This is a genomic window from Mycobacterium colombiense (assembly GCF_001665835.1).
Taxonomy (GTDB): Bacteria; Actinomycetota; Actinomycetes; order Mycobacteriales; family Mycobacteriaceae; genus Mycobacterium; species Mycobacterium colombiense_A.
Map to the genome: position 1 here is coordinate 60,147 of NZ_LZSX01000072.1, position 25,853 is coordinate 85,999.

The following is a 25,853-nucleotide window of genomic DNA, read 5'->3' on the forward strand; positions in this document are numbered from 1 at the left end:
ACAAGAAAGCGAACTACGCGGCCAGGGTCGTGTAGTCGGTGGTTCGTTGCCGCCCCGGGCGACCGATGCCCTCGGCGATCGCGATCAGCTCGGCCACCGTCTTGGCCGAACCGAATTCCGAGCCGGCCATCCGCGAGATGGTCTCCTCCATCAACGTGCCGCCCAGATCGTTGGCTCCGCCGTTCAGCATCACCTGCGTGCGCTCGACACCGAGCTTGACCCAGCTGGTCTGAATCTGAGATATGCGACCGTGCAACATGATTCGAGCCAGCGCGTGCACCGCCCGGTTGTCGCGATGGGTGGGCCCGGGACGCGACGCGCCGGCCAGATACAGCGGCGAGCTCTGGTGCACGAACGGCAACGGCACGAATTCGGTGAAACCGCCGGTGCGGTCCTGAATGTCGCGCAGCACGTTGAGGTGGCCGACCCAGTGCTGCGGGCTGTCGACGTGGCCGTACATCATGGTCGACGACGACCGCAGCCCCACCTCGTGTGCGGTGCTGACGATTTCGATCCACAGCGACGTCGGCAACTTGCCCTTGGTCAGCACCCAGCGCACTTCGTCGTCCAGGATCTCGGCGGCGGTGCCGGGGATGGTGTCCAGCCCGGCCTCGCGCAGGCTGATCAGCCACTCACGAATGCTCAACCCGCTCTTGGTCACGCCGTTGGCGATCTCCATCGGGGAAAACGCGTGCACGTGCATCGACGGCACCCGCGCTTTGACCGCCCGGACCAGGTCGGCGTAGCCGGTGACCGGCAGCTCGGGGTCGATGCCGCCCTGCATGCACACCTCGGTGGCGCCTTCGACGTGCGCCTCCCAGGCGCGGTCGGCGACCTCGTCGGTGGACAGCGAGTACGCGTCGGCGTCGCCCTTGCGCTGCGCGAACGCGCAGAACCGGCACCCGGTGTAGCAGATGTTTGTGAAGTTGATGTTGCGGTTCACCACGAAGGTCACGTCATCACCGACGGTCTCGCGGCGCAACGTATCCGCAAGGGCGGCAACGGCATCCAGCGCCGGACCGTCGGCGGTCGCCAGCGACAGGTATTCGCTGTCGGAGCATCCGGCGGGGTCGCGTTCGGCGGAGCGCAGCGCCGCCAGCACGTCGGTGTCTAGGCGTTCGGGCGCATTGGCGCCTTGGGCGGCCAGTTCGTGGACGTGGGCACGGATCGATTCCCAGTCGCCGAAGGCGCTGTCGATGTCGCTGCGGGTTTCGGTGTTGCGGCCCTCGCTGTCGATCGCCGCGTTGAGGTCGACCCGGCCCGCGGAGCCGACGTCGTCGGGCTCCTGCCAGGGCATCCCCACCGGGTTGACGTCGCGAGCCAGACCGGTCGCCGGATCGGCCAGCGCGCTCACGTGTCCCTGCACGCGCGGGTCGATCCAGGCCGAGCCCGCTTGCACGTATTTGGGCTGTGCGGTCAGCCGCTGAACCAGCTCATAGCCGGCCTCGGCGGTGACGGCGGCCAGTTCGTCCAGGGCCGGCCACGGCCGCTCCGGGTTGACGTGGTCGGGTGTGAGCGGTGAAACTCCGCCCCAGTCGTCGACTCCGGCGCCGATCAGCGCCAGGCACTCGTCGCGAGACACCAGGTTGGGGGGCGCCTGAATGCGCATCCCGGGGCCGAGCACCAACCGCGCCACCGCCACCGTCGCCAGGTAGTCCTCGATGCCTGCGTCGGGGACGGTGGCCATCGCGGTGTGTTCCTTGGCCCGGAAATTCTGCACGATCACTTCCTGCACGTGCCCGAACTCCTTGTGCGACTTGCGAATCGCGTGCAAGGTGTCGGCACGTTCGGCGAGGGTCTCGCCGATGCCGACCAGCAGGCCGGTGGTGAACGGAATCGACAACCGGCCCGCGTCGGTCAGAGCGCGCAGGCGAACGGCCGGATCCTTGTCCGGGCTGCCATAGTGCGCAAGCCCTTTCGTCTCGAACAGCCGCCGCGACGTCGTCTCGAGCATCATGCCCATCGACGGCGCCACCGGCTTGAGCCGTGCCATCTCCGACCAGCTCATCACGCCGGGGTTCAAGTGCGGCAGCAGGCCGGTTTCCTCCAGCACCCGGATCGCCATCGCCCGCACGTAGGACAGCGTGGAGTCGTAGCCACGCGCCTCCAGCCACTCGCGCGCCTCCGGCCAGCGATCCTCGGGTCGATCACCGAGCGTGAATAGCGCTTCCTTGCAACCTAATTCGGCGCCACGGCGGGCGATGTCGAGGATCTCGTCGGGCTCCAGATACATGCCGGCGCCCTGGGCGCGCAGCTTGCCCGGGACGGTGACGAAGGTGCAGTAATGGCAGCTGTCCCGGCACAGGTGGGTGACCGGGATAAAAACCTTGCGTGAGTAGGTGATCGGCAGCCCGCCGCCCGGGCCGCGGCGTCCGGCCGACTCCAGACCGGCGTCGCGCACCCGCGCCGCGCTGGCGCACAGATCCGCGAGATCCGCGCCGCGCGCGGTCATCGCGACCGCGGCCTCGTCGATGTTCAGCGCCACACCATCTCGAGCCCGTCGCAATACCCGTCGCAGCGCGGAGGCACTGACCTCGGTGGAGGCCTTGGCCGGAACCACAGGGTTAGGCAAAGCGGTAGGCTCCTCGCCCGGAGTCAACAGCACTTTGGTGTAACTCCCCGACGATCGAATTTCATCCGTGCGTCCCAACATGTGAAATCGTGGCACCCGTTGGCGGGTCCCGTCTGGGCAACAGTCAACAGTAGCGGCACACCCGCGCGGGCAAGCGGGCGACATCCCGGCCGAACGTCAGACGCCCCGACTGCGCCGCCACAGCACCCACACGGGCGGTACGACCCCCAGGACCAGCAACAATAAGGCCCCGTAGGCCATCAGGCCGCGGCCCCCCAGGATGACGTCGTCGGCCGGGCCGCCCATGCTGATCACCGCCACCGTCAGCAGCCAGGTCCACAACGGCAACGCCGCGAGCCGCGGCGAGCGGGTCCAGCGACCGGCGGCCCACACCAGTGCCGCGTTGACCAGTCCAGAAATCAGTCCACTGATGGGAAACGGGACCGTCCCGATATAGAGAGGCAGCAGCAGAGCTCCGGCAAGCGCGGAGAGCGCCCCGTCGACCGCCAAGAGGGCCAACACGACGAAACGGATCGCGGGGTCGGTTGCGCCGCTGTCGTCGACGGACGCGACGCGTGCCTTGGTTTCGGTCAGGTCGGGACGCTGTCGATGTTGGACATGATGGAGCCGATAACCCACTGCAGGCTATCCAGCCGGTCCTGCCAGTGCTGCTGATTAGGGTCCAGGTCGGGGTCCATGCGAATTCCTTCCGTGGCTGCCTGATTGGCAGCCTACCGTGCCGGGACCGCGGGGAAACCAAGCCCTGCGAGCAGGTCCGTTTCCCAGCCGCGCCCGTCGCGCTCCCCCGCGTCCCCGGCGGCCAGGACGTAATGCTCGTCGCCCACTATCGGCAGCGCCGCGTTGTTGGACAGCGCGCAGGCCCGGCCGGTCGGTCCGACCACCACCTGAGTGGCGTGCGCGGCAAGCGCCGCCCGCTTGGCGTCCCGGGCCGCCGGGGCGGTCTCGACGACGGCGTCGATGTCGGCGTCGGCGTAGCCGAAGGTGAACTCTTCTTTGGGCGGGATCAACCATTCGGGCCGCAGATCCTCGGGCGTCAGGGCGTCCATGGCCGCCTCGAACGTGCGCGTCGCGAAGACCGACCAGTACAACTTCGGTACCGCCCAGGGCTCGCCGGGGAAGTCGGCGTCGGCTCCCGGTCCGGCCGCCGCCACGGCGGCCACCGTCACCCGGTGCGCGTGCACGTGATCGGGATGGCCGTAGCCGCCGCCCGGGTCGTACGTCACGACGACGTGCGGCCGCTGCCCGCGAATGACGGCCACCAGCGCGCCGACTGTCTCGCGCTCGTCGGCGTCGATGAATCGTTGCCGGTGCCGCCGGGGAGTGCCGCGCATGCCCGAATCGCGCCACCGGCCGGCGCCGCCGAGATAGTGGGGTTCGCCGATGCCCAGCGCCCGCAGCGCGGCGGTCAATTCGCCGATGCGGTAGCCGCCGAGCTGGTCCGCGCGATCGACGGCGAGTTCGGCCCAGCGGTCGCCGATCACCTCGCCCTCTTCGCCCAGCGTGCAGGTGACGACCCGGACGTCGGCCCCGCGGGCGGCGTAGTGGGCGATGGTGGCGCCGGTGCCGAGGCTTTCGTCGTCGGGATGCGCGTGGACGAACAGCAGCCGCGGCGTCTCAGGCATGGACGGCACCCTACCGTCAGCGGCACCGATTCCGGCAGCCCGGCGGCTACCCACCGGTAAGCGGCAGATAGGAACGCGCACGGCTACTATCAAGGAGTGCCTCAGCTAACGGACGCAGACCACACCGGCAGCCGAAGCCGTCGGCGAGGTGAGGTCCTCGAACGCGCCCTCTACGAGGCGACACTGGCCGAGCTGACCGAAGTCGGTTACGGCGGCCTGACCATGGAGGGAATCGCGGCGCGGGCCCACACCGGCAAAGCCGCGCTCTACCGGCGCTGGGACACCAAGTGCGAGCTGGTGCACGCCGCTTTGGTTTTCGCGCTGCCGCCGCTGCCCGAGCTGCGTTCCGGCCGTTCGGCCAGAGAGAACCTGCTGGCCATGTTCACCGCCCAGCGTGACCTGCTGGCCGGAAAGACCGGCTTCCCCAGTCTGGACGTCATCCATCAGCTGTTGCACGAACCCGAGATGCGGGCCATCTTCGCCGATGCGGTGGTGCGGCCGCGGCTGCAGATCGTGGAATCGATCCTGCAGGCCGCCATCGCGGACGGCGATCTGGACCCGCAGATCGTCACGCCACTCACCGCCCGCATCGGGTCGGCCCTGATCAACCAGCACTTCCTGCTGAACGGGTCGCCGCCGAACCGGCGCGAGCTGGCGCTGATCGTCGACACCGTGATCCCGCCGCGGGCGACGCAGGCCGCCGACTGACGACGCGGGCTACGGCCCGGTCTTGATCCACTGGCCGGCGTCGCCGACGATGCCGACCGGAACCGCACCGGACAAGCTGACGTTCTGCACGCTGGGGCCGGCCGCGACGATCGTGGTGTCCTGCAGGATCGGCAGCACGGTGGACATGTTCCACAACCGCGGTTCCACCGCGGTGATCACGTCGTTGATGTTCTTGGTGCCATTGAGGGCGGCATCGATGTTCGACTGGATGCTGCGATCGCAGATCCCGGTCAGGTTCGATGGCGCCTGCACCAGTGCGTTGGGATCGGCGGGGCGGCTGGGTGGCGGCGTCGTCGTCGGAGTCGTCGACGGGGCGGCCGGGCCGGTGGACGGCGTCGGACCGATGGAGGTCACGGGCGTGGGCGCCGGCCCGTTAGAAATCGGTACCTGGGTCGATTCCAGTGCGCGACAGCCGTATCGGGAGGCGAGCCGGGTCGCCAGGTTTCCGCCCGCCTGATGCCACCCGACGATCGCGTCCACCCGGTTGTCGTTCAGCGCGTCGTGATACAGGGTGACCGGGTCCAGCGCCAGCACGGTCGCGGCGATGCCGACGTTGCGCAACCGGTCGGCGGCGGTATTGGCCACCGCGACCGCAGTCGGGTCGTTCGCCGCGACCCCGATGACCAGTGAAAGCTGTTGGCCGTCCTTGCTGATCCGGCCGCGGATGACCTCGGGAGGCCCGGTGTTCGGCGGGGTCGGCGCGGGTGATGCCGAGGAGTTGGGGTCGACCTTGTATCCGGCGCCCTCCAGCAACGCCAGCGCGGCCGGCGTCGTCATCGCCGGGGGCGCGGTCGGCTCGTATCCGGGGTCGCTCGGCGCGCGGATCTGGGCCTGGGCCAGGGTGACGGTGTTGTCGCTGCCCGCACCCACCGCGGCGAGCAGGTCGACGTCGAGCAGCCCCAGGATCGCCTTACGCACTTGCGTGTCAGCCAGTTTGGCCGCGGTCGCCCGCAGCGTGAGCTGCATGACCCGCGGCGTCACGATCCGGGCGGTCCGGACGTCGGGGATGGCGGACAGCTGCGCGAAGGCCGCCGAGCCGCCATGCACCTGCGCCACCTGGGTGTCGCCGTTGCGTACGGAATCGGCCAGCGCGGCCGGCGCACCGGCGCGTCGGAAGAGAATGAGCGCGGGTTTGGCAGGCGGCCCCCAATAGCGGTCGTTGCGTGCCACCAGGATCTCGTCACGCTGCGGGTCGATGCTCTCCACGCGGAACTGCCCGCCGGTGACCGGAAGCGCCCGGGCCAGGCCGGCCGCGAAGCCTCCGGGCACGTCCTTGACGATGTGCGCCGGAAGGATGTTGCTGAACAACTCTTTCCACGACGGGTACGGCTCGGCGAAGGTGACCACCGCCTGCTTGCCCCCCTCCAGGGACTGCACGCCGGTGATGAGGTCGTACCCGGCCGGGTCGACGACACCGGGCTGGCTGACCATCTGGTGCCACAGGTACCAGAAGTCGTCGGCGGCGATCGGCGCATTGTCGGTCCACTGCGCCTCGGGCCGGATCTTGTAGGTCACCGTGAACGGGTTCTGGTTGGTCACCTCCGCCGACACCAGCAGGGTGGGGTCCATCTCCCAGCGTGAGCCGGTCGGCGTGTTGGGGTCGGGGACGGGCCGGAAGGCGCTGGGCAACACCAACGCACTGATCGCGGCGTTCACCGGGGACAGGTCGGACAGCAGGTGCGGATTGAAGCCGGCCCCGATCGAGTCGATGCCCATGATGATCTCGCTGACCCGGGGCGGCGGCGGGACCGAATTGTGCGGCGTATCGGTGCTCTGCGGCGCAGGCGGCGGGTTGACCGTGCAGGCCGACAGGACGAGTCCGACCAACGAGACCAGGCCGCCGAGCACCATGAACAAGCGGCGGACGCGTCTCGGCACGCTGATCAGGGTATCGAGCAGCCGCACAGCAGCCCGTCCCACCACCCGGTGTTAACCCCGGGCCTTGGCGCGCGACCGGCTGCGGGCTCGGGAGGTGGCGTCCAGCTCGACCTTGCGCACCCGCACGATCTCCGGGGTCACCTCGACGCATTCGTCTTGCGCGCAGAACTCCATTGCCTGCTCGAGATCGAGTTCGAGCGGCCGGGCCAACGTTTCGATGACGTCGGCGGTCGACGACCGCATGTTGGTCAGCTTCTTCTCGCGGGTGACGTTGATGTCGAGATCCTCTGCGCGCGGGTTGATTCCGACGACCATGCCCTCGTAGGTGTCCTGGCCGGGCTCGACGAAGAACTGGCCCCGGTCGGCGAGCTGGATCATGGCGAACGGCGTGATGGTGCCGGCGCGGTCGGAAACCAGCGACCCGGTGTGGCGGGCCCGGATCTCCCCCGCCCACGGCCGGTAGCCGTCGAACACCGCATTGGCGATGCCGGTGCCGCGGGTCAGGGTGAGGAAGTCGGTGCGGAAGCCGATCAGGCCGCGGCTGGGCACGATGAAGTCCATCCGGACCCAGCCCGCCGCGTGGTTGGTCATCTCTTCCATGCGGCCCTTTCGGGCGGCCATCAGCTGGGTGATCGCGCCGACGAACTCGTCGGGGCAGTCGATGGTCATCGCCTCGAACGGCTCGTGCAGCTTGCCGTCGATCGTCTGCGTGACGACCTGCGGCTTGCCGACCGTGAGCTCGAAACCCTCGCGGCGCATCTGCTCGACGAGCACCGCCAGCGCGAGCTCGCCGCGGCCCTGCACCTCCCAGGCGTCGGGGCGGTCGATGTCGACGACCTTGATGGAGACGTTGCCGACGAGTTCGGCGTCCAGCCGCGACTTCACCATGCGAGCGGTCAGCTTGTGACCCTTCACCTTGCCCGCCAGCGGCGAGGTGTTGGTGCCGATGGTCACCGAGATGGCGGGCTCGTCGACGGTGATGCGCGGCAGAGCGTGCGCGTGGTCCGGATCGGCCAGCGTGTCGCCGATCATGATCTCCGGAATGCCCGCGACGGCGACGATGTCCCCGGCGATGGCTTCGTCGGTGGGCGTTCGTTCCACGCCCTCGGTCACCAGCAGTTCGGTGATCTTCGCGTTCGTGATGACGGGATGCCCGTCCACCTCGCGCATCCAGGCCACCTGCTGGCCCTTGCGGATCCGGCCCTTGTAGATGCGGATCAGCGCGAGGCGTCCGAGGAAAGCGGACGCGTCGAGGTTGGTGACCAGCGCCTGCAGCGGCGCCTCGGGGTCGCCCTGCGGCGGCGGGATGTGCTCGAGCAGAACGTCGAACAGCGGGTCGAGGTTGTCACCCTGAGGATTCTCGCCATTGGCGGGTTCCGTCGTGCTGGCGATGCCTGCCCGCCCCGAGGCGTACAGGGTCGGCAGGTCGAGGGCGTGCTCGGCGGCCTTCTGGGCTTCCTCGTCGAGGTCCGATGCGACGTCGAGCAGCAGGTCGTGGCTCTCCGAGACGACCTCGGAGATCCGGGCGTCCGGCCGGTCGGTCTTGTTGACGACCAGGATCACCGGAAGGTGGGCGGCCAGGGCCTTGCGCAGCACGAAACGGGTCTGGGGCAGCGGGCCCTCGGACGCGTCGACCAGCAGCAGCACCCCGTCGACCATGGAGAGTCCGCGCTCCACCTCACCACCGAAGTCGGCGTGGCCCGGGGTGTCGATGACATTGATGACGGTCGTCGTTCCGTCCGCATGCTTGCGATGCACGGCCGTGTTCTTGGCCAGGATCGTGATGCCTTTTTCTTTCTCCAGGTCCCCGGAGTCCATCAGGCGCTCGATCGCGTCGTCACCCCGGTGGTGCAGCGCGCCCGACTGCCGCAGCATCGCGTCAACCAGGGTGGTCTTTCCGTGGTCGACGTGGGCGACGATGGCGACGTTGCGAAATAGCACGTCGGTGATTGTGGCAGCGGGGGCCCCGGATAGCGAACCGGCTGGTAACCGGGCGCGACTCGCAGGTCCGCTACCAGCCTCGCCGGCGCGGTGCGGTACCGACCAGTTCGCCCTTGTCCGCGGCCTCGCGGCTGCGGTAGACGATGTAGGGCCGGAACAGGTAGACGACCGGGGCGCTGAACACGTGCACCAGTCGGGTGAAGGGCCACAGCGTGAACAGCACCATGCCGATCAGGGCGTGCAGCTGGTAGTCCAGCGGCGCGTTGATCATCACCTCACCGTGCGGCTGAAATATCCAGATCCGGCGGAACCACAAGCCGACCGTGTAGCGATAGTGGAACTCGCCGCCGTGCGGGCCGGTGCCGATCAGGTCGCAGTACAGGCCCACCACGATCGCCAGCAGCAGCACCACGTACATCACCTTGTCGCTGCGGCTGGTGGCCATGGTCACCGCCGGGCGGGTGAACCGGCGGTAGATCAGCAACCCGATGCCGATCAGCGTCGCGAAGCCGGCCATCGACCCGGCGATGACCGCCTGCAGGTGGTAGAAGTGGTCGCTCATCTTCAGCATCTGGGTGACCTTCGGCGGGACGAACAGCCCCATCACATGTCCGGCGAACACCGCCAGGATGCCGAAATGGAAGATGGGGCTGGCGATGCTCAGCAGCCGCGACTCGTAGATCTGCGACGAGCGTGAGGTCCAGCCGAATTTGTCGTAGCGGTAGCGCCACCAGGTGCCCACGATCAGCACCGACAGCGTGACGTAGGGCGCGATGTCCCAGAACAGGACGTTGCTAAACACTTGGCGTTCCTTTGCGGGGTGGCACGGTCAGGGTAAACGGTTGCAGCCCAACGGCTTCCGCCGGTGGTCCGGCTTTCGCCAGCCGCTCGGCGCGGCGAACTTCCTGATCGGTTGCGGCGGACAGGGTCTCGCAGACCGCCGCGACCGTCGGCTCGTACGGCGACTCGGCGTCGGCCAGGGCGCCGCGCAGCACGTCGATCGGCACGCGGTGCTGATCCAGCAGACGCCGCCCGACCTCGGGATCGACGGTGGCGGCGAATTCGAGCACCACCGTCAGATGGTCGGGCGCCTCGCCGCCGGGCGGCGTCACACCCGCCTCCCGGTACGCGGTAGCGAACGCCAACATCTCCCGGCCGCGATTGCGGGTGTCCCCCGCGGTCCAGTAGGTCAGGTACATCGTGCAGCGCCGGCGCATGTCAAAGGTGGCGACATAATCCATCGCGGCGGCCATCGGCTCGCGGGCGCGCAACGCCGCAACCGTCTGCCCGAGCAGCGCCGCCGGCGGGCCGCTGATGTGGGCGAGCAACTCGTCGACAACGTCCAGCCGCCCGGCCAACCCGTCGTCGGGGTAGGCCAGCAGCAGCGACGCCGCCTGCCACACCAGGCGATCCTGCATCGTCCGGTTGGTGGAGCGGTCCCGCAGCGCCGAAAGCAGTTTCATCGCTGCTGCTCTCCGGGAAACATTCCGGCGGGCACCTGGCCGCCCTCCCAGTTGAGCAGGTTCACCCGGCCGGACGGCCGCAGGTTGCCGGGATCGTCACCGCGCTGCTGGAGGGTATGAAAGGTCTCCACCGACACCACCGGATCCGACTCGTACATGCCGGGCCCGCCGTCACCCGTCAGCGAGCACCCCATCTCCTCGAGGTCGCGGGCCTGCGGCGCGAAGGCGGTCGGAATGACATATCGCTCTTCGTATTTCGCGATGGCGAGCAGCCGGTACATCTCGTAGATCTCTTCTTCGGTCAGGCCGACCGAATGCGGGATGTGCGGCTGGGTCTCGCGGCCGAGGTTGATGTCGCGCATGTAGGAGCGCATCGCCGCCAGCCGCCGCAGCACGCCCTCGACCACCGCGGTGTCACCGGCGGTGAACAGTTCGGCCAGATACTGCATCGGGATGCGCAACGCGTCCAGCGCGCCGAACAGGTTGCCGAGGTCTTCTCCGTCGTGCCCGTCGCGGCTGACCGCGTCGACCACCGGCGAGAGCGGCGGGATGTACCAAACCATCGGCATGGTCCGGTATTCCGGGTGCAACGGCAGCGCCACCTTGTAGGTGTGGATCAGCGCATACACCGGGGAACGCTGTGCGGCCTCGATCCACTCATCCGGGATTCCCTCCGCCCGCGCGCCGGCGATGACCTCCGGATCGTTGGGATCCAGCAGGATCTCGCACTGCGCCGGATAGAGATCGGTCTCCTTCTCCACCGACGCCGCCTGAAGCACCCGGTCGACGTCGTAGAGCACCACGCCCAGGTAGCGCAGCCGCCCCACGCAGGTCTCCGAGCAGATGGTCGGCAGGCCGACCTCCATCCGCGGATAGCACAGCGTGCACTTCTCGGCCTTGCCCGTCTTGTGGTTGAAATAGACCTTCTTGTAAGGACATCCGGACACACACATCCGCCAGCCGCGGCAGCGGTCCTGGTCGACCAGCACGATGCCGTCCTCGCTGCGCTTGTACATCGCGCCCGACGGGCACGATGCCACGCAGGACGGGTTGAGGCAGTGCTCGCAGATGCGGGGCAGGTAGAACATGAAGGTTTCTTCGAGAGAGAGTTTGACCTCTTCGCTGACCTTCTTCAGGATCGGGTCCTCGGACAGGATCTCCGGCGACCCGGCCAGGTTGTCATCCCAGTTCGGCCCCCACGAAATCTTCATGGGCTCACCGGTTATCAGGCTCTTGGGTGCGGCCGTCGGGAAGGTGTCGCCCGCGGGTGCCGTGGTCAGGTTTTCGTAGTCGTAGGTCCAGGGCTCGTAGTAGTCGCCGATGAGGGGCAACTTCGGATTGGCGAATATCCGCAGCAGTTTGTGCAGGCGGCCGCCGTCTCGCAGCCGCAGCCGGCCCTTCTTGTCGCGGATCCAGCCGCCGCGCCACCGCTCCTGGTCCTCGTAGGTGCGCGGATAGCCTTGTCCGGGACGGGTTTCGACGTTGTTGAACCAGACGTATTCGGTACCGGGCCGGTTGGTCCACGCCTGCTTGCAGGTGACCGAACAGGTGTGACAACCGATGCATTTGTCGAGGTTCATCACCATCGCCAACTGCGCCATGACCTTCATCGCCGTCCCCCCTTTCGCGCCGTGCCGGTGCGCATCAGTACTGCACCTCCTGGCTGCGACGACGCACGACGGTCACCTCGTCACGCTGGTTACCGGTCGGCCCCAGGTAGTTGAACGCGAACGCGTGTTGGCCGTAGCCGCCGGCCAGGTGGCTGGGCTTGATGCGCACCCGGGTCAGCGCGTTGTGGTTGCCGCCGCGCTTGTTGTTGGTTTCGGAGCGCGGCGTGTCCACGGTGCGCTCCTGGACGTGGTAGACGAAGACCACGCCGTCGGGCATCCGGTGCGAGACGATCGCCCGGCACACGTAGATGCCGTTGACGTTCACCGCCTCGACCCAATCATTGTCACGCACTTGGATTTTCGCCGCATCACCCGGGCTCATCCACATCGTCGGGCCACCGCGGGACAACGAGAGCATGTACAGGTTGTCCTGGTAGGTGGAGTGGAACGACCACTTCGAGTGCGGCGTCAGGTAGCGGACGGTGAGCCCGATGCCGTCCTCGGTGGGGCCGAGCGTGGGCTGGCCGAACAGGCGTGCCATGTCCAGCGGCGGCCGAAACACCGGCAGGTGCTCGCCGAGCTCCTCGACCCAATCGTGCGCGAGGTAGAAATGCATTCGCCCGGTGAGGGTGTGGAACGGCTTGAGGTTCTCGATGTTGATGGTGAAGGGCGCGTAGCGACGGCCACCCGTTTCGCTGCCCGACCACTCCGGGCTGGTGACCACGGGGACGGGCCGCGCCTGGGTGTCGGCGTAGCTGATGCGCTTGTCCTCGCTGCCTTCGGCCAGATGGACCAGCCGCTGACCGGTGCGCTTCTCCAGTTCGTGGAAGCCCTCGACCGCCAGCCGGCCGTTGGTGGTTCCGGACAGCAGCAGCAGCACATCGGCCATCCGCGAGGCGGTGGTGATCGCCGGACGGCCCGCGGCCACACCGGATTTGAGCACACCGAACTTGGCGGCGAGCTCCTCGACCTCCCGGAAGGGGTGCACCGTGACGCCCTTGGTGGTCAGGCCGAATTTGTCGACCAGCGGGCCCAGGGTCAGCCACTTGTCGTAGATGGCGGTGTAGTCGCGCTCCACCACGGTGAGCTTGCCCATCGTCCGCCCCGGTACCGGTGTCGCGCCGGAGTGCAACCAATCTTGTTCGGTGCCATCGGGATAGGCCATCGCGTCCGGGGTGTCGTGCTGCAGCGCGGTGAGCACCACATCGGTGCGGGTGCCCAGGTGGTCCTTGGCCATCGCGCTGAAGGCGCGGGCGACGGCGCCGAAAGCGTCGAAGTCCGAACGGGTTTCCCAGGGTGGGTCGGTCGCGGCGCTGAACGCGTGCACGTACGGGTGCATGTCGGTGCTGGAGATGTCGGCCTTTTCATACCAGGTCGCCGCCGGCAGCACGACATCGGACACCAGCGTCGTCGACGTCATCCGGAAATCGATCGACATCATCAGGTCGAGCTTGCCCTCGGGAATGTCCCCCTCGCACGTCACGTCGACCGGCCGCACCCCGTCCTCCGGCGGCACCGCCGACGCGTTGGAATCCGTCCCCAGCAGATGGCGCAGGAAGTACTCGCCGCCCTTGCCCGACGACCCGATCAGGTTGGCGCGCCAAACGGTAAGCACGCGTGGCCAATTCACGGGATTGTCGGGATCGGTCACGGCGAGCTTCAGCTTGCGCTGGCCGAGCTGTTCGGCGACGTAGTCGGCGACGTCGCGATCGGCGGCGCGCGCCTCGTCGGCGACGTCCAGGCTGGACCGGTCGAACTGGGGGTAATACGGGCTCCACCCCATGGCCACCGAGGACGCCAGCAGGTCCATGGTGTGCTTGCCCGCGAACCTGCCCCGGCCCACCGGGCTGGCCAGTTTGTCCGCGCCGTACCCGTCGTAGCGCCATTGGTCGGTGTGCGCGTACCAGTACGAGGCGCCGGGCACCTGCCGCGGCGGACGCACCCAGTCGGTTGCCATCGCCATCGTCTGGAATCCCGTGAGCGGGCGCACCTTTTCCTGGCCGACGTAGTGGGCCCAGCCACCGCCGTTGCGGCCCATCGATCCGGTCAGCATCAGCAGCGCGAGCACCGCACGGTAGATCGCGTCGCTGTGGAACCAGTGACAGATGCCGCCACCCATGATGATCATGGAGCGGCCGCCGGATTCCTCGGCGCTGTGCGCGAATTCCTTTGCCACCCTGATGGCCTGGGCGGCCGACACGCCGGTGATCGCTTCCTGCCACGCCGGGGTGTTCTGCTGAGTGGCGTCATCGTAGCCGGTGGGCCATTCGCCGGGCAGGCCGGGCCGCGCCACACCGTATTGGGCGAGCATCAGGTCGAAGACGGTGCACACCAGGTGCTTACCGATGCGGCGTACCGGGACACCGCGCGCCACGGTGGTGCCCTCGCCGTCGACGGTGTCGAAGCTGGGCAGGTGGACCAGCGCGCTGGTGTCATCCCCGTTGCGGCGGTGGGCGTCGCGCACGCTGAGTGCCGGCGTCAGGTCGCCGAGATCGAGATTCCATTTCCCGACGCCCGACTCGCCGTACCGGAATCCCAGCGAACCGTGCGGCACCACAACCGAATCGGTCAGCTCGTCCAACACGGCGGGCTTGAGCGCCGCGTTCTCTGAGCTTTTAAAGGCCTCCCCCAGATCCGCTGCCGTGAGGTTCTTTCCCGGCACCAGCATGTCGCCGCGTTCTTCGAGCTTGATCAGGAACGGCAGGTCGGTGTAACGGCGGGAATAGTCGATGAAGAACGGAACCTGCTTGCGCACATAGCATTCCGAGAGGATGACGTGGCCCATCGCCATGGCCAGCGCCCCGTCGGTGCCGGCCGCACAGGGCATCCACTCGTCGGCGAACTTGGTGTTGTCGGCGTAATCAGGGCTGACGGTCACCACCTTGGTGCCGCGGTAGCGCGCCTCGGCCATCCAGTGCGCGTCGGGCGTGCGGGTGATCGGGACGTTGGAGCCCCACATCATCAAATACGCTGCGTCCCACCAGTCCCCGGATTCGGGCACATCGGTCTGGTCGCCGAAGACCTGCGGCGAGGCGACCGGCAGGTCGGCGTACCAGTCGTAAAACGACGTCATCGGGGCGCCGATCAGCTCGAAGAACCGCGAGCCCGCGGTGTAGGACACCATCGACATCGCGGGGATCGGCGAGAACCCGGCGACGCGGTCCGGTCCGTAGGTCTTGATGGTGTGCACGTGGGCGGCGGCGATCAGCTCGGTGGCCTCGGCCCAGGTGACCCGGACCAGTCCGCCCTTCCCACGCGCCTGCTGGTAGCGGCGGCGACGCTCCGGATCGGACTGGATATCCGCCCAGGCCAGCACCGGGTCGCCGAGGCGCGCCTTGGCCTCCCGGTACATCTCGACCAGCACGCCGCGGGCGTACGGGTAGCGCACGCGGGTCGGTGAGTAGCTGTACCACGAGAACGACGCACCTCGGGGGCAGCCGCGTGGCTCGTACTCGGGCCGGTCCGGTCCCACCGACGGGTAGTCGGTCTGCTGGGTCTCCCAGGTGATGATCCCGTCTTTGACGTAGATCTTCCACGAGCACGATCCGGTGCAGTTCACCCCGTGCGTGGAGCGAACCACCTTGTCGTGGCTCCAGCGGTCGCGGTAGAACACGTCGGCTTCGCGGCCGCCCTCCCGCGTCACCGTGCGCAGGTCGGCCGAGATCACGCCCGGCGTGAAAAACCGCCCGCTGCGCTCCAAGAGCTCCTCGAGCACTCCGCCAATGTGAGGTGTGACAGTCAAGAAGTACTCCTCCAATTCGGTAGCGTCGCGCCTCGTCGCCGGGCCGTCCGTTCGGCCCCGTGTGCGTTGTGTTCGGCGATCAGCCCAGTGATCCGCCCGCCCGCACCAGCTCGGATCGGCTCGATGCTCGGCATTTCAGGCCCGCGGGCCGGGGGGCGATACAGCACCAGCATAGGTCTGCGCCGACGGCGAAATCAGGCCCACGGCGGGTGGGCAATCTACGGAAAAAGTCATCATGAGCATGGGTTTTTGCGCGCCCGGCAACGTCCCGGCCCGGCACCGAGGCCGCGACGGCAAGGTCTGAACAAGCATTCGACTCGCTATCGGCACGCACATCCAGGGCAGATTTTTGTGGCGTCGTTATTACACGTCATATTGTTCTCTTCAGTTCACCGCGAAGACCTGCAACGCGGCTGTACATCAGCTGCCGGAAGTCTGTGGACTTCTTATGAGGCACCCGTCAAAGGGCCCGGGTCAGGTCCCCTAACCAGCCACGATCGGCCGGCACCCAGTCGAGATCGTGCAGCTCAGCCGCCGTGATCCAGCGCAACGCGCGGTGATCGCGGGCGTCGGGCTCGCCGCGGATCAGGCGCACGCGGTAGGCCCGCAACGTGAACCGGCCGTCCACCGCGACGTCGGCACCCAGCCGGTCGCCCACCACGACGTCACCGACCGCCAGGCCCAGCTCCTCGGCCAACTCGCGGGCCAGCGCGTCGCGCTCGGTTTCACCGGGCGCGACCTTGCCACCGGGCAGCTCCCACAGGCCGGCCAACTCCGGCGGACGGACGCGTTGGGCCACCAAGACCTTGGAGTCGCAGATCACCGCGCCCGCGACGACGATCTGGGTCGACATGGCCAGTGACGGTATACCCTCGGAGCTTTCGTCCGGGCGCGACGCCCTTGGCCGGCGAAAGATCAAATTCATCGGAATGACGCCGAACCCGCGCGATGCGTGATCGAATCCCCTTGTGCCACAACAATTCTGTTCCGCTTTGGGCGCCAGCGTGGGATACTCGGCTCTAGCCGGTCACTATCTGTAATAGGCACTTCCAGGAATGGGGGTTGGCAATGACCACCGAAGCCGCAACGACGTTCTCCCGCACGTTCAGGGGCTATGACACGGCTGCGGTCGACGCCTACATCCAGGTGTTGCTCGCCAAGCAGAAGCTCCTGATCGACGAAGTCCACAACCTCAGGGCCCAGCGAAACGAAGCCGGCGATGAAGCGGTCGCGCTGCGGATCGAAGTCGCCTGCCTCAAGGACGAGGTGGCCGTGCTCTCGGACACCTCGCCGTCGCCCTACGCGATGCAACATCGGATGGCGAAGTTGCTGCGGCGTGCGCTCGATGAGATTTCCCAGATGCAGGGCGAATCGCGCGCCGAGGTAGAAGCGCTGATCGCCCAGGCTGAGGCCGAGACCGAGGCCGCCCAACGAGAGCACCAGGAGTTGCTGGCGGACATCGCCGAGCAACGGAAAGCGCTGGAGTCGGAGTGTGCGGCAACCAGGAAACAGTTCGACGCCGAACTCGCCAGGATGCGTGTCGAAGCCCAATCGTCGATCGATGAGGCGTGGCAGGAAGCCCAGCGTGAGCGCGACCAACTCCTCGCCGACGCGAAACAGAGAGCACGCCGTTCCGATGAGCAGGCCCGCAGGGCGCTGGGTGAGGCGAATCAGCGACGAATCATGATCCTGGAAGAACTGATGGGCGTGGCCCACGACCTTCAAAGGGTTCCGGCGATCCTCGAGACGGCCTACCAAGAGCGAAACAACCCGCCGGAGGAAAGCGTGGTGGTGCAGCTGGATCAGAAAAGTCAGACACCGGGTCCCGCTGTTGCCTCGTAAATGACCACCCCGTCGGGAGGGTCGCATATTCCTCTACCGCGGCATGGCCGGTGACGGTATACCGTCGGGGGATGGCTGTGTTAACGGATGAGCAAGTAGACGCCGCACTGCCCGATCTCAACGGATGGGAGCGCGCCGACGGCGCCCTGCGCCGCTCGATCAAATTTCCGAGTTTTCTCGCCGGCATCGATGCCGTACGCCGGGTGGGCGAGCACGCGGAGAGCAAGGACCATCACCCGGACATCGATATTCGTTGGCGGACAGTGACTTTCGCCCTCGTCACGCACTCCGAGGGCGGCATCACCAAAAACGACATCGACATGGCCCGCGATATCAACGGCATCGTCGACAACTAGACGGCGGCCGGGCCCATCTCCTCGGTCTCCCGGTGGCCGCTAGCGGCGATCCAGATCAACGTCGCCACCGCCGCCACGATGTAGACCAGCCCGGCCCACGCCAGGTACCACGGCCGGCTTATCTGCCAGATGGTCGGTTGGGCGAAGCTCAGCAACCACGGCACGCCGATCACGGTGAGTGCCAGCCAGCCCCAGCCCACGATGCGCGCTCCGCGCAGCCCGCGCACCGGGCCGTGGATCGCCCAGATCATCAGCGGCACCAGCCACACCCAGTGGTGCGTCCACGAAATCGGTGAGAGCAGCAGCCCGAACAGCTCCACCACCAGGAGCCTGCCCAACCGATCGGCGGAGTCCACGGCACGCCAGGCCAGCACGGTCAGCACCGCGGTGACGGCGATGGCGGCCAGCAGCAGCGGGCCGAATCCCACGTCGTGGCCCAGGATCCGCGAAATGCCGCCGCGCCAGGACTGATTGAACGACGTGGCGATGGGACCCACCCGATGGGCATCGCCCAGCAGGTCGGTGAAGTAGTAGCGCGTCTGATCGCCGACGACCAAGACCGAAATCCCAATGGTGGCAACGAAAACGACCGCCGAGAACACCGCGGCGCCCCACCGGCGGGCGCCGACCAGATAGACACCGGAGATCGCGGGGGTCAACTTGACGCCGGCCGCCACGCCCACCAGCAGCCCCGACAGCCACCACCGGGTGGTGTAGACCGCCCACAGCACCGCGGTCATCAGCAACACGTTGACTTGTCCGTAGTCGAATGTGCTCCGCAGCGGCTCGATCCAGATGGCGACCGCCGTCCATGACATCGCGACACGCCGGCCCGCGGTGCCGTCGGCCACGCCCATCAGGCGCTGGCTGAGCCGGACCGCGCCGTACAGCGCGGCCATGGTGGCGATCTGCCAGAGAAAGGCGACGAGGCCGAACGGCAACAGGTGCAGCGGGTAGAAGACGACCGCCGCGAACGGCGGGTAGGTGAACGGCAGCGGGAAGTCCGGCGTCTGGTCGGCGTAGACGTAGCTGTACAAGCTGCCGGGGTGGTCGATCGCGGCTGCCCCGCCGAGGTACACGTGCAGGTCGACGAAGTTCGCGCCGTTGGGAGCCAGATACGTCCACGCCAGCCGCGTGGCGACGCTCGTGATGAGCAGCATCGGCGCGGCCGCCCGAAGGAGACTCGCCAACCGCTGGGGCTTGGGTGCCGCCGGAGCGGACGAGGTGGTGTCTATCCGCCCGACTTTAGCGAGCGGTGTACGCGCCGCGGCGCCGCCCCACTCAGCTTCGTGGAGGGCTCTTTTCGCCCATTCGGTCACCCTTCTCACTCGTATCAGTAACGAGTTCATAAATGCCACACGTGTCACTTGAGTCCCATCTGCATCAAAGTAACTTCAGCGCCGGACCTGTAATCGATCAATCAGGGAGAGTCATGCCAACCATCTGGACTTACATGCGTGCAGCCGCCGTCGTGGTCGGTTCGTCCGCAGCGCTATTGACGGGCGGAATCGCCCACGCCGACCCCGTGCCGGCCCCGGCCATGCCGAACATTCCGCAGCAGCTGATCAGTTCGGCGGCCAATGCACCGCAAATCCTGCAAAACCTCGCGACCGCACTCGGCGCCACGCCGCCGGCGGCTCCGGCCACTCCGGGCATCAGCTTCCCCGGTGTTCCGGCGGCCACCTCTCCGGCGACCGCGGCGGCTCCGGCGGCGGGTCTTCCGTCGATTCCCGGACTGACCGCGCCGACAAGCCCCGCCGCCCAGGTGCCCTCTGCGGCGGCCAACCCCTTCCTTCCGGGGCTGGCGCAGTCGGCGACCCCCGCCGCGCCATCGACGGCGACCGGCGGTATTCCCGGGATGATCCAGGGCCTGACGGGTGCGCAGCCGGCGGCTGCGGGTCCCGCCGCTCCGTCCGCTCCGTCGATCCCGGGCCTGCCCGCGATCCCGGGGCTGTCTTCGCCGGCGGCACCGGCTACCCCGCCGGCTCCGCCGATCCCGCAGGCGCAGGTCAACATGCCGGCGATGCCGGCCGGCCTGCCGGTCAGTGTGCCTCCGAAAGTCACGCTCCCGCAGGATCTGCCGGCCCTCGCTTCGGGTCAGGCTCCGGCCGCACCCGCGGCACCGGCCGCACCCGCGCCGGCGGCCAGCCCTGCCGGGCCGGTATCGCCGCTGCTGGCCGCCTTGCCCTGATCAGTTTCGTAAACGGCTAAACCACTACCGACAACCGGAGGACACACACCGTGGCAACCACTTGGAATCTGTCCAAAGGTTTGGCCGCTGTCGTCACGGCATCGGCTGTCGCGTTCGGGCTCTGCCCGAGCGCGGCAGCCGATCCGGCGGCGCCGCAGCCGACACCGCAACCGAATGCGGAGCAAGGACTACCGGGTCTGCCTGCCCTGTCGCAGCTGAGCCCGCTCATCCAGCAAGCGGCGACCGACCCGCAGCAAGCGACACAGCTGCTGATGGCCGCAGCGCAAGCCTTCGCGCACAACCCGACCACGCCCAACGAGTCGAAAAACGTTGCGGCCGCAGTCAATCAATTCGTCGCCGAGCCCGTCGCCCCGGCGCAACACGTGCCCGCGGAGGGGGTGGAGCCCGGTTTGCAGGCCCACCTGCCGGCCGGCATCAACCCGGCCCACGCCGCCGGCCCGGCCCCCGAGGCGGCACCCGCACCGGCACCTGCTGCCGCACCCGCACCCGCTCCGGCACCTGCTGCCGCGCCCGCTGCGGCACCCGCACCCGCGCCCGAGGCGCACCTGCCGGCCGGAATCGACCCGGCGCACGCGGCCGGGCCCGCGCCCGCCGCGGCGCCCGCAGCACCGGGTCCCGCCCAACCGGCCAACGTGCCGGTCGCGGCGCCGGTCCCGGCACCACCGGCGGCCCCGCCCGCACCGGAGGCCGCCGCGGCTCCCGCACCGGCACCCGCACCCGCGCCCGACGCCGCTCCCGCGGCGGCGGCTCCGGGGTTCGGTCCTGACACGCCGCCCACGCAGGACTTCATGTACCCGTCGATCGGCTCCAACTGCCTGGCGGACGGCACCAGCGCCATCGCCACCGCGTTGTCGGTGGCGGGGCCGGCCAAGATTCCGGCCCCCGGCCCGGGGCCCGGCCAGACCGCGTACGTGTTCACCGCGGTCGGCACACCCGGACCCGCCGAGGTGCAGAAGCTGCCGCTGAACGTCACCTGGGTGAACCTGACCACCGGCAAGTCGGGAACCGTCGCCCTCCAGCCGCGTCCGGACATCAACCCGGAGGGTCCGACGACCTTGAGCGCGATCGTCGACACCGGCTCGGGCAGCATCATGTCGACGATCTTCGGGCAGGTCACCACCAAGGAAAAGCAGTGCCAGTTCTTGCCCACCATCGGCTCGACGGTGGTGCCGTAACGGATCGGCACCGCCACCGTCTCGTCACCTTGAATGCGCGTGTCCCCACCGGGGGCACGCGCATTCGCGTTAGGCGGACGCTAGTACGCCATGAACAAGATGGCGTCGCGGTCGTACTCGAGGCCAGGATGAACGCTGGCGAGGTGAGCCTGGGTCAGCTCCACCAGTTCGTCCTCGTCCTTGCCGACGATGGCTTCGCCGCACGGACACGTCAGGTGTGTCTTCACGTTGTCGCCCTTCCCTTCTGTGGACCTTCTACTTCGCCGCTTTGGCTGCCGCTTTCATCTGCTTTTTGTAGGCGCGCACTTTCCCCATCGACTGGGCGTCGACGATGTCGGCGACGGATATGTGCGAACCGGCCTTGCCGAAGTCCCCCGCCGCCGCGCGCCAGCCTTTCGGCGTGACGCCGTACTGCTTGCCCAGCAGTGCCAAGAAGATCTGCGCCTTGACGTCGCCGAATCCGGGCAGACCCTTGATCCGCCGCAGCAGCTCGACTCCGTCAGGGTCGCCGGCAGTCCACAATCCGGCCGCGTCGCCGTCGTAGCGGTCCACGATGATCTGCGCCAGCGTTTGGATGCGCTTGGCCATCGACCCCGGAAAGCGGTGTATCGCAGGCCTTTGCGAGCACAACGCGGCGAACTTGTCGGGGTCGTAGTCCGCGATTTCGGCGGCATCCAGGCTGCCCATCCGGTCCGCGATCCTCTTCGGCCCGGCGAACGCCGTCTCGAAGGGAACCTGCTGATCCAGAACCATCCCGATGAGCAGCGCCAAGGGACTCTCGTCCAGCAGCCTGTCGGCCTCAGGATCTTGCGCGAGGCAAATTTTCACGGTCAACGATCTTCCTTCCGCTGAACATCCTGGGACCGGGGACCCATAGGTCGCAAGACTACTCACCAGCAATGACCGCGTTATCGTGGCGTGGTGGTGGATGAGGACAAGCTGGCGCTGATGCTGGCGCGCGACGAGCTGCATCAGCTCGTCAGCGCCTACTGCCGGGCCGTGGACCGCGCCGACTACGACACGCTGCGCAGCCTGTACCACCACGAGGCGACCGATTCGCACGGCTCGTTTTCGACCGGCGGCGTCGAACAGTTCATCGCGCAACTACGAGCGGCCGAACCGTATGTGCGTGTCTCCCAACACAACATCACCACGACGAACTTCGTCGTCGACGGCGACGCGGCACGCGGTGAGATCTACTGCCTGGTGTTTCACACCTTCGCCGGCCCCGAGCACGACGTCGACGTCGTCATCGGCGGGCGATACCTGGACACGTACACCAAACACGACGGCCGCTGGAAATTCAGTCAACGCACCATCGTGGCGGACTGGGCATACCAGAACGACCCGTCCCGAGTGGACTTCGAACACCCCAGCACCCGGGGCAGCCTGCGCGGCCAACCCGGCCAAGCCGACCCTTCGATCGGCCTGTTCACCGCGCCGGAAGGCTGAGGACCGCGAAACATTCTGGCGTACAGCATGTTTCGCCAGCGAAGGTCAGCCGCTCTTGCGGCGGAACTCCCGGCGGTTTCCCACCGCGCCATGCGCCCGCGATTGCTTGCCGGCGCCGTTCTTGTGGTCGGACCCGCCGGAGGATTTCGCCATCTTGCGGTCCAGGGCTTCGCGGAATTTGCGCTTGGTGTCGTCGTCCGACCCGGGCGATCCAGCGGCCCCCGAAGACTCCGACGAATTGGAACCCTGCCGGGCATTCGATTCAGCCATAGGGGGCAGCCTAGCCCGGGTTTGCCGAAACGGTTCGGTAGGCGCCGCGGCTACCGCATGCCCGGCGGCATGCCGTACAGGTGCGAGATCGGCAGCGTCAGCAGCACCCGCCGGTCGGTGACCATGGCCTGCCGGTATTCGTCCCAGTCGGGGTGTTCACCGGCGATGTTGCGGTACAACGCAATCAGCGCCTCTACGGTGTCGTCGTCCGCCGCGGCCGCCGGAGGCGTCAGCTCGGCGGTGCCCTCGGCGACGGCGTACGACCAACCGTCGTCGGCGTCGACCAGGATCGAGGCCCGAGGGTCCCGTCGCAGGTTGCGGGTCTTGGCGCGCGGCTCGGTGATCGACACCTGGATCGCCACGCTGCGCGGGTCGAAGTGATAGCTCACGTTCGAGAGCTGCGGCCGCCCGTCGCGCTTGATGGTGGCCAGCACCCCGAGGGAGTGTCCGCTGATCAAGGCCAGCAATTTGTCGTCGAAGACTTGGCGTCCCATGACGAAAGCCTACGTGGCGGACGGCCGGGACGGCCCGGGGTGTTTTGTGCGCGGCGGACCTGGTGGAATCGGGACATGACCAAGTACGCGGCGTTTCTGCGTGGCGTCAACGTCGGGGGTGTCAACCTCAAGATGGCCGAGGTGGCGACCGCGCTGACCGAGGCAGGATTCACCGAGGTCCGGACCATCCTGGCCACCGGCAATGTGCTGCTGGAGTCGACCGCCGGCGTGGCGTCGGTGCGCAAGAAAGCCGAAGCCACGTTGCGCGATCGGTTCGGCTACGACGCGTGGGTGCTGGCCTACGACATCGACACGGTGCGTGCCGTGGTCGATGCCTACCCGTTCGATCGCGAGGTCGACGGCTATCAGTCCTACGTCACGTTCGTCGCCGACGCCGCCGTGCTGGACGAGCTCGCCGCGCTGGGCAAGAAGGCCGGTCCCGACGAGAAGATCCGCCGCGGTGATGGCGTGATCTATTGGCAGGTCCCCAAGGGCGGCACGCTGGACAGCAGCATCGGCAAGACGATGGGTAAGCCGCGGTACAAGTCGTCGACCACGACGCGAAACCTGCGCACGCTGGACAAAGTGTTGCGCTGAGGCCGCGCTAGCAAAACAGCTGTGCGCCAGGGAGTTTCGACACCCGCCGAACACCCGTCACTCGTCGGGCACCGCTTCGATGTAGCGCACCGCGTCGGCCTTGTCCAACCCCAGTCCGCGCGCGACCCGGACGTACTCGCGGGCCGCGGCCGCCATCGCGGCGTCGGTCGGGTCGTAGCGGGCGATGAAAGTGCCGAAGCGCCCGCGGGTTTCGATGATGGCGGAGCTTTCCAGCTCGCGGTACGCGCGCGCCACGGTGTTGACGGCGACGCCGAGCTGGCCGGCCAGGTCCCGCACGGTCGGCAGGCGGGTGCCGGGCGGCAGCGCGCCCTCCCGGACTCCGTCGATGACCTGCGTCCTGAGCTGGTCGAACAACGGCTTTCCCGCCTTCATGTCGACCTTCAACCAGTCACCCAGCTCCACCCGTCCAGTATCCCCCACCCCCGACTATCTTGGTGAGATGCGAATAGCGGTGCTCAGCGGCGCGGGCATCTCCGCCGAAAGCGGTGTGCCAACATTCCGCGACGACAAGAACGGATTGTGGGCCCGCTTCGACCCTTACGAGCTGTCCAGCACCCAGGGCTGGCGCGACAACCCGCAGCGGGTCTGGGGCTGGTATCTGTGGCGCCACTATCTGGTCGCCGATGTCCAACCGAATGCGGGTCACCGCGCCATCGCCGCCTGGCAAGACGACGCCCAGGTCAGCGTCATCACCCAGAACGTCGACGACCTGCACGAGCGCGCGGGCAGCCGTTCGGTTCACCACCTGCACGGCAGCCTGTTCGAATTCCGTTGTGCGCGTTGCGGTATGGCCTATTCCGGGGAGCTGCCCGCGATGCCCGAACCGGCACTGGAGGTGGAGCCCCCGGTCTGCCACTGCGGCGGGCTGATCCGGCCCGACATCGTGTGGTTCGGTGAGCAGCTGCCCGACGAGCCGTGGCAGCGTGCCGTCGAGGCGACCGAGGCCGCCGACGTCATGGTGGTGGTGGGAACCTCGGCGATCGTCTATCCGGCGGCCGGGCTGGCCGAGCTGGCGCTGTCCCGCGGCGCCGCGGTCATCGAGGTCAATCCCGAGGTCACGCCGCTGTCGGGCAGCGTGACGATCAGCATGCGTGAGACGGCCAGCCAGGCTCTGCCCGGTCTGCTGCAGCGGCTACCGGCGCTGCTGAACTGACGGGCCGGCCGGTCAGGGCCGGCGCGCGCGGCCGAGCAGCAGCTCGGAGACGGGCATCGGCGCCCAGGCCGGCAGCGTGAATTCGCGCCGCGACGTGTCGATCTCGAACCCCGCCTCGACGATCGAGCGCTCGGTGTCACGGTGCGTGTGGCAATTGCCGAACAGCCGCGGCCACAGCGTCGCATCGGCGAAACGCTGGAAGTGGCCCCGCGCACCGGCACTGGCGATGTGCTCGAGATAGCGCAGCTGCCCGCCCGGCCGCAGCAGCGAATACAGGCGCCGCAGCACGCCGCCGGGATCGCGCACCGAGCACAGCACGAGCGAGCACACCACCGCGTCGAACGGCTCGCCGCCGCTGAACGCTTCGGCCGTCTCGCCGGTCACCACGACGCACGTGGGTACCGCCTCCGCCGCGGCCCGGGCCTGGGCCGCCAGCCGCGGTTCGGGTTCCACCGCAACCACTTCGTCGACCGAGTCCGGGTAGTGGGGAAAGTTCGTGCCGATTCCCGCGCCGACTTCCAGCACCCGGCCGGACAGGCCGGCCAGATTCTCCCGGCGCAGCGCCCGGATCGCCTCGGCTTCATGGGTGGCGACGACCGGCCAGACGCGCGCGAAGAAGGGGTTGTCGACCACCGTTGTCATATGTATGTGAACCTTCCGATCGGATGAGCCTCACAATAGGTTCTCCGCGACGGGTCGGTCG

At 68.0% G+C, this 25,853-nt stretch carries 25 protein-coding genes; 8 read left to right on the forward strand and 17 right to left on the reverse strand.

Annotation, left to right across the window (positions count from 1 at the left end):
* Positions 1–13 precede the first annotated feature (13 nt).
* From A5760_RS14255 to mshB, 3 genes are all read right to left on the reverse strand, one after another.
* Positions 14–2,653 carry a bifunctional FO biosynthesis protein CofGH gene (locus tag A5760_RS14255; RefSeq protein ID WP_082279478.1) on the reverse strand — a complete coding sequence of 880 codons (2,640 nt, stop codon included), beginning with the start codon at positions 2,651–2,653 and terminating at the stop codon, positions 14–16.
* A 96-nt stretch (positions 2,654–2,749) separates the two neighbouring features.
* Complete coding sequence (locus tag A5760_RS14260) at positions 2,750–3,211, reverse strand: hypothetical protein (protein WP_064881783.1); 462 nt, start codon at positions 3,209–3,211, stop codon at positions 2,750–2,752.
* A gap of 92 nt (positions 3,212–3,303) precedes the next feature.
* Positions 3,304–4,215: an N-acetyl-1-D-myo-inositol-2-amino-2-deoxy-alpha-D-glucopyranoside deacetylase gene (gene mshB, locus A5760_RS14265; protein WP_064881785.1), complete on the reverse strand. Its 912-nt coding sequence runs from the start codon at positions 4,213–4,215 to the stop codon at positions 3,304–3,306.
* Positions 4,216–4,311: 96 nt separating this feature from the next.
* Here mshB and A5760_RS14270 point away from each other — a divergent pair, with 96 nt between their 5' ends.
* Positions 4,312–4,923 carry a TetR/AcrR family transcriptional regulator gene (locus A5760_RS14270; RefSeq protein ID WP_064881787.1) on the forward strand — a complete coding sequence of 204 codons (612 nt, stop codon included), beginning with the start codon at positions 4,312–4,314 and terminating at the stop codon, positions 4,921–4,923.
* A gap of 9 nt (positions 4,924–4,932) precedes the next feature.
* Here the strand turns inward: A5760_RS14270 and A5760_RS14275 are convergent, their stop codons facing one another.
* From A5760_RS14275 to A5760_RS14305, 7 genes are all read right to left on the reverse strand, one after another.
* Positions 4,933–6,828, reverse strand: coding sequence for an ABC transporter family substrate-binding protein (locus tag A5760_RS14275; RefSeq protein WP_196772095.1), 1,896 nt, complete (start codon positions 6,826–6,828; stop codon positions 4,933–4,935).
* Positions 6,829–6,873: 45 nt separating this feature from the next.
* Entirely contained in the window at positions 6,874–8,763 is a 1,890-nt protein-coding gene (typA, locus tag A5760_RS14280; RefSeq protein WP_064881791.1) for a translational GTPase TypA, read from the reverse strand.
* Positions 8,764–8,833: 70 nt separating this feature from the next.
* Positions 8,834–9,565: a respiratory nitrate reductase subunit gamma gene (narI, locus tag A5760_RS14285; protein WP_064881793.1), complete on the reverse strand. Its 732-nt coding sequence runs from the start codon at positions 9,563–9,565 to the stop codon at positions 8,834–8,836.
* A complete protein-coding gene (gene narJ, locus A5760_RS14290) occupies positions 9,558–10,226 on the reverse strand; it encodes a nitrate reductase molybdenum cofactor assembly chaperone (protein WP_064881795.1) in 669 nt (222 codons plus the stop codon). Before narJ ends, narI begins: the two co-directional genes overlap by 8 nt.
* Complete coding sequence (gene narH, locus A5760_RS14295; protein ID WP_064881797.1) at positions 10,223–11,836, reverse strand: nitrate reductase subunit beta; 1,614 nt, start codon at positions 11,834–11,836, stop codon at positions 10,223–10,225. The genes narJ and narH overlap by 4 nt, the downstream gene beginning before the upstream one ends.
* Before the next feature lie 34 nt (positions 11,837–11,870).
* Positions 11,871–15,578, reverse strand: coding sequence for a nitrate reductase subunit alpha (locus A5760_RS14300; RefSeq protein WP_064881986.1), 3,708 nt, complete (start codon positions 15,576–15,578; stop codon positions 11,871–11,873).
* Between the two features lie 460 nt (positions 15,579–16,038).
* Positions 16,039–16,431, reverse strand: a complete 393-nt coding sequence (locus A5760_RS14305) for a (deoxy)nucleoside triphosphate pyrophosphohydrolase (protein ID WP_064881988.1) — start codon at positions 16,429–16,431, stop codon at positions 16,039–16,041.
* Between the two features lie 215 nt (positions 16,432–16,646).
* On the opposite strand from A5760_RS14305, the gene A5760_RS14310 reads away from it, so the two are divergent.
* Together A5760_RS14310 and A5760_RS14315 are read left to right on the forward strand one after the other, a co-directional pair.
* Entirely contained in the window at positions 16,647–17,420 is a 774-nt protein-coding gene (locus tag A5760_RS14310; protein WP_064881799.1) for a cell division protein DivIVA, read from the forward strand.
* A gap of 71 nt (positions 17,421–17,491) precedes the next feature.
* Positions 17,492–17,776 carry a 4a-hydroxytetrahydrobiopterin dehydratase gene (locus A5760_RS14315; protein WP_064881801.1) on the forward strand — a complete coding sequence of 95 codons (285 nt, stop codon included), beginning with the start codon at positions 17,492–17,494 and terminating at the stop codon, positions 17,774–17,776.
* On the opposite strand, the gene A5760_RS14320 is transcribed toward A5760_RS14315, so the two are convergent.
* Positions 17,773–19,095, reverse strand: a complete 1,323-nt coding sequence (locus tag A5760_RS14320) for a mannosyltransferase (RefSeq protein WP_231122636.1) — start codon at positions 19,093–19,095, stop codon at positions 17,773–17,775. The two genes, A5760_RS14315 and A5760_RS14320, sit on opposite strands and share 4 nt — an antisense overlap.
* 113 nt (positions 19,096–19,208) lie before the next feature.
* On the opposite strand from A5760_RS14320, the gene A5760_RS14325 reads away from it, so the two are divergent.
* A complete protein-coding gene (locus A5760_RS14325; RefSeq protein ID WP_064881803.1) occupies positions 19,209–19,967 on the forward strand; it encodes a hypothetical protein in 759 nt (252 codons plus the stop codon).
* A gap of 50 nt (positions 19,968–20,017) precedes the next feature.
* Positions 20,018–21,163 (forward strand): hypothetical protein, encoded by a 1,146-nt coding sequence (locus A5760_RS14330; protein ID WP_064881805.1) that lies wholly within the window; start codon positions 20,018–20,020, stop codon positions 21,161–21,163.
* Positions 21,164–21,243: 80 nt separating this feature from the next.
* Here A5760_RS14330 and A5760_RS14335 read toward each other — a convergent pair whose 3' ends face one another.
* Positions 21,244–21,390, reverse strand: coding sequence for a hypothetical protein (locus A5760_RS14335; protein WP_007169078.1), 147 nt, complete (start codon positions 21,388–21,390; stop codon positions 21,244–21,246).
* A gap of 28 nt (positions 21,391–21,418) precedes the next feature.
* Positions 21,419–21,991, reverse strand: a complete 573-nt coding sequence (locus A5760_RS14340; RefSeq protein ID WP_064881807.1) for an HhH-GPD-type base excision DNA repair protein — start codon at positions 21,989–21,991, stop codon at positions 21,419–21,421.
* Positions 21,992–22,081: 90 nt separating this feature from the next.
* Between A5760_RS14340 and A5760_RS14345 the strand changes: the two genes are divergently transcribed.
* Positions 22,082–22,615 carry a nuclear transport factor 2 family protein gene (locus A5760_RS14345; protein WP_064881809.1) on the forward strand — a complete coding sequence of 178 codons (534 nt, stop codon included), beginning with the start codon at positions 22,082–22,084 and terminating at the stop codon, positions 22,613–22,615.
* A 45-nt stretch (positions 22,616–22,660) separates the two neighbouring features.
* Here the strand turns inward: A5760_RS14345 and A5760_RS14350 are convergent, their stop codons facing one another.
* Together A5760_RS14350 and A5760_RS14355 are read right to left on the reverse strand one after the other, a co-directional pair.
* Entirely contained in the window at positions 22,661–22,885 is a 225-nt protein-coding gene (locus tag A5760_RS14350; protein ID WP_064881810.1) for a DUF5302 domain-containing protein, read from the reverse strand.
* Between the two features lie 50 nt (positions 22,886–22,935).
* The gene (locus A5760_RS14355) at positions 22,936–23,379 is read right to left on the reverse strand and encodes a PPOX class F420-dependent oxidoreductase (protein WP_064881812.1); all 444 of its coding nucleotides are present in this window, start codon (positions 23,377–23,379) and stop codon (positions 22,936–22,938) included.
* A 75-nt stretch (positions 23,380–23,454) separates the two neighbouring features.
* On the opposite strand from A5760_RS14355, the gene A5760_RS14360 reads away from it, so the two are divergent.
* Positions 23,455–23,976, forward strand: coding sequence for a DUF1697 domain-containing protein (locus A5760_RS14360; protein WP_064881814.1), 522 nt, complete (start codon positions 23,455–23,457; stop codon positions 23,974–23,976).
* A gap of 57 nt (positions 23,977–24,033) precedes the next feature.
* Here A5760_RS14360 and A5760_RS14365 read toward each other — a convergent pair whose 3' ends face one another.
* On the reverse strand, positions 24,034–24,399 hold the full coding sequence (locus A5760_RS14365) for a GntR family transcriptional regulator (protein ID WP_007776412.1): 366 nt from the start codon (positions 24,397–24,399) through the stop codon (positions 24,034–24,036).
* A 37-nt stretch (positions 24,400–24,436) separates the two neighbouring features.
* Between A5760_RS14365 and A5760_RS14370 the strand changes: the two genes are divergently transcribed.
* Positions 24,437–25,150, forward strand: coding sequence for an NAD-dependent deacylase (locus A5760_RS14370; protein ID WP_064881816.1), 714 nt, complete (start codon positions 24,437–24,439; stop codon positions 25,148–25,150).
* A 12-nt stretch (positions 25,151–25,162) separates the two neighbouring features.
* On the opposite strand, the gene A5760_RS14375 is transcribed toward A5760_RS14370, so the two are convergent.
* Positions 25,163–25,792: a class I SAM-dependent methyltransferase gene (locus A5760_RS14375; RefSeq protein ID WP_064881818.1), complete on the reverse strand. Its 630-nt coding sequence runs from the start codon at positions 25,790–25,792 to the stop codon at positions 25,163–25,165.
* Between the last annotated feature and the right edge of the window lie 61 nt (positions 25,793–25,853).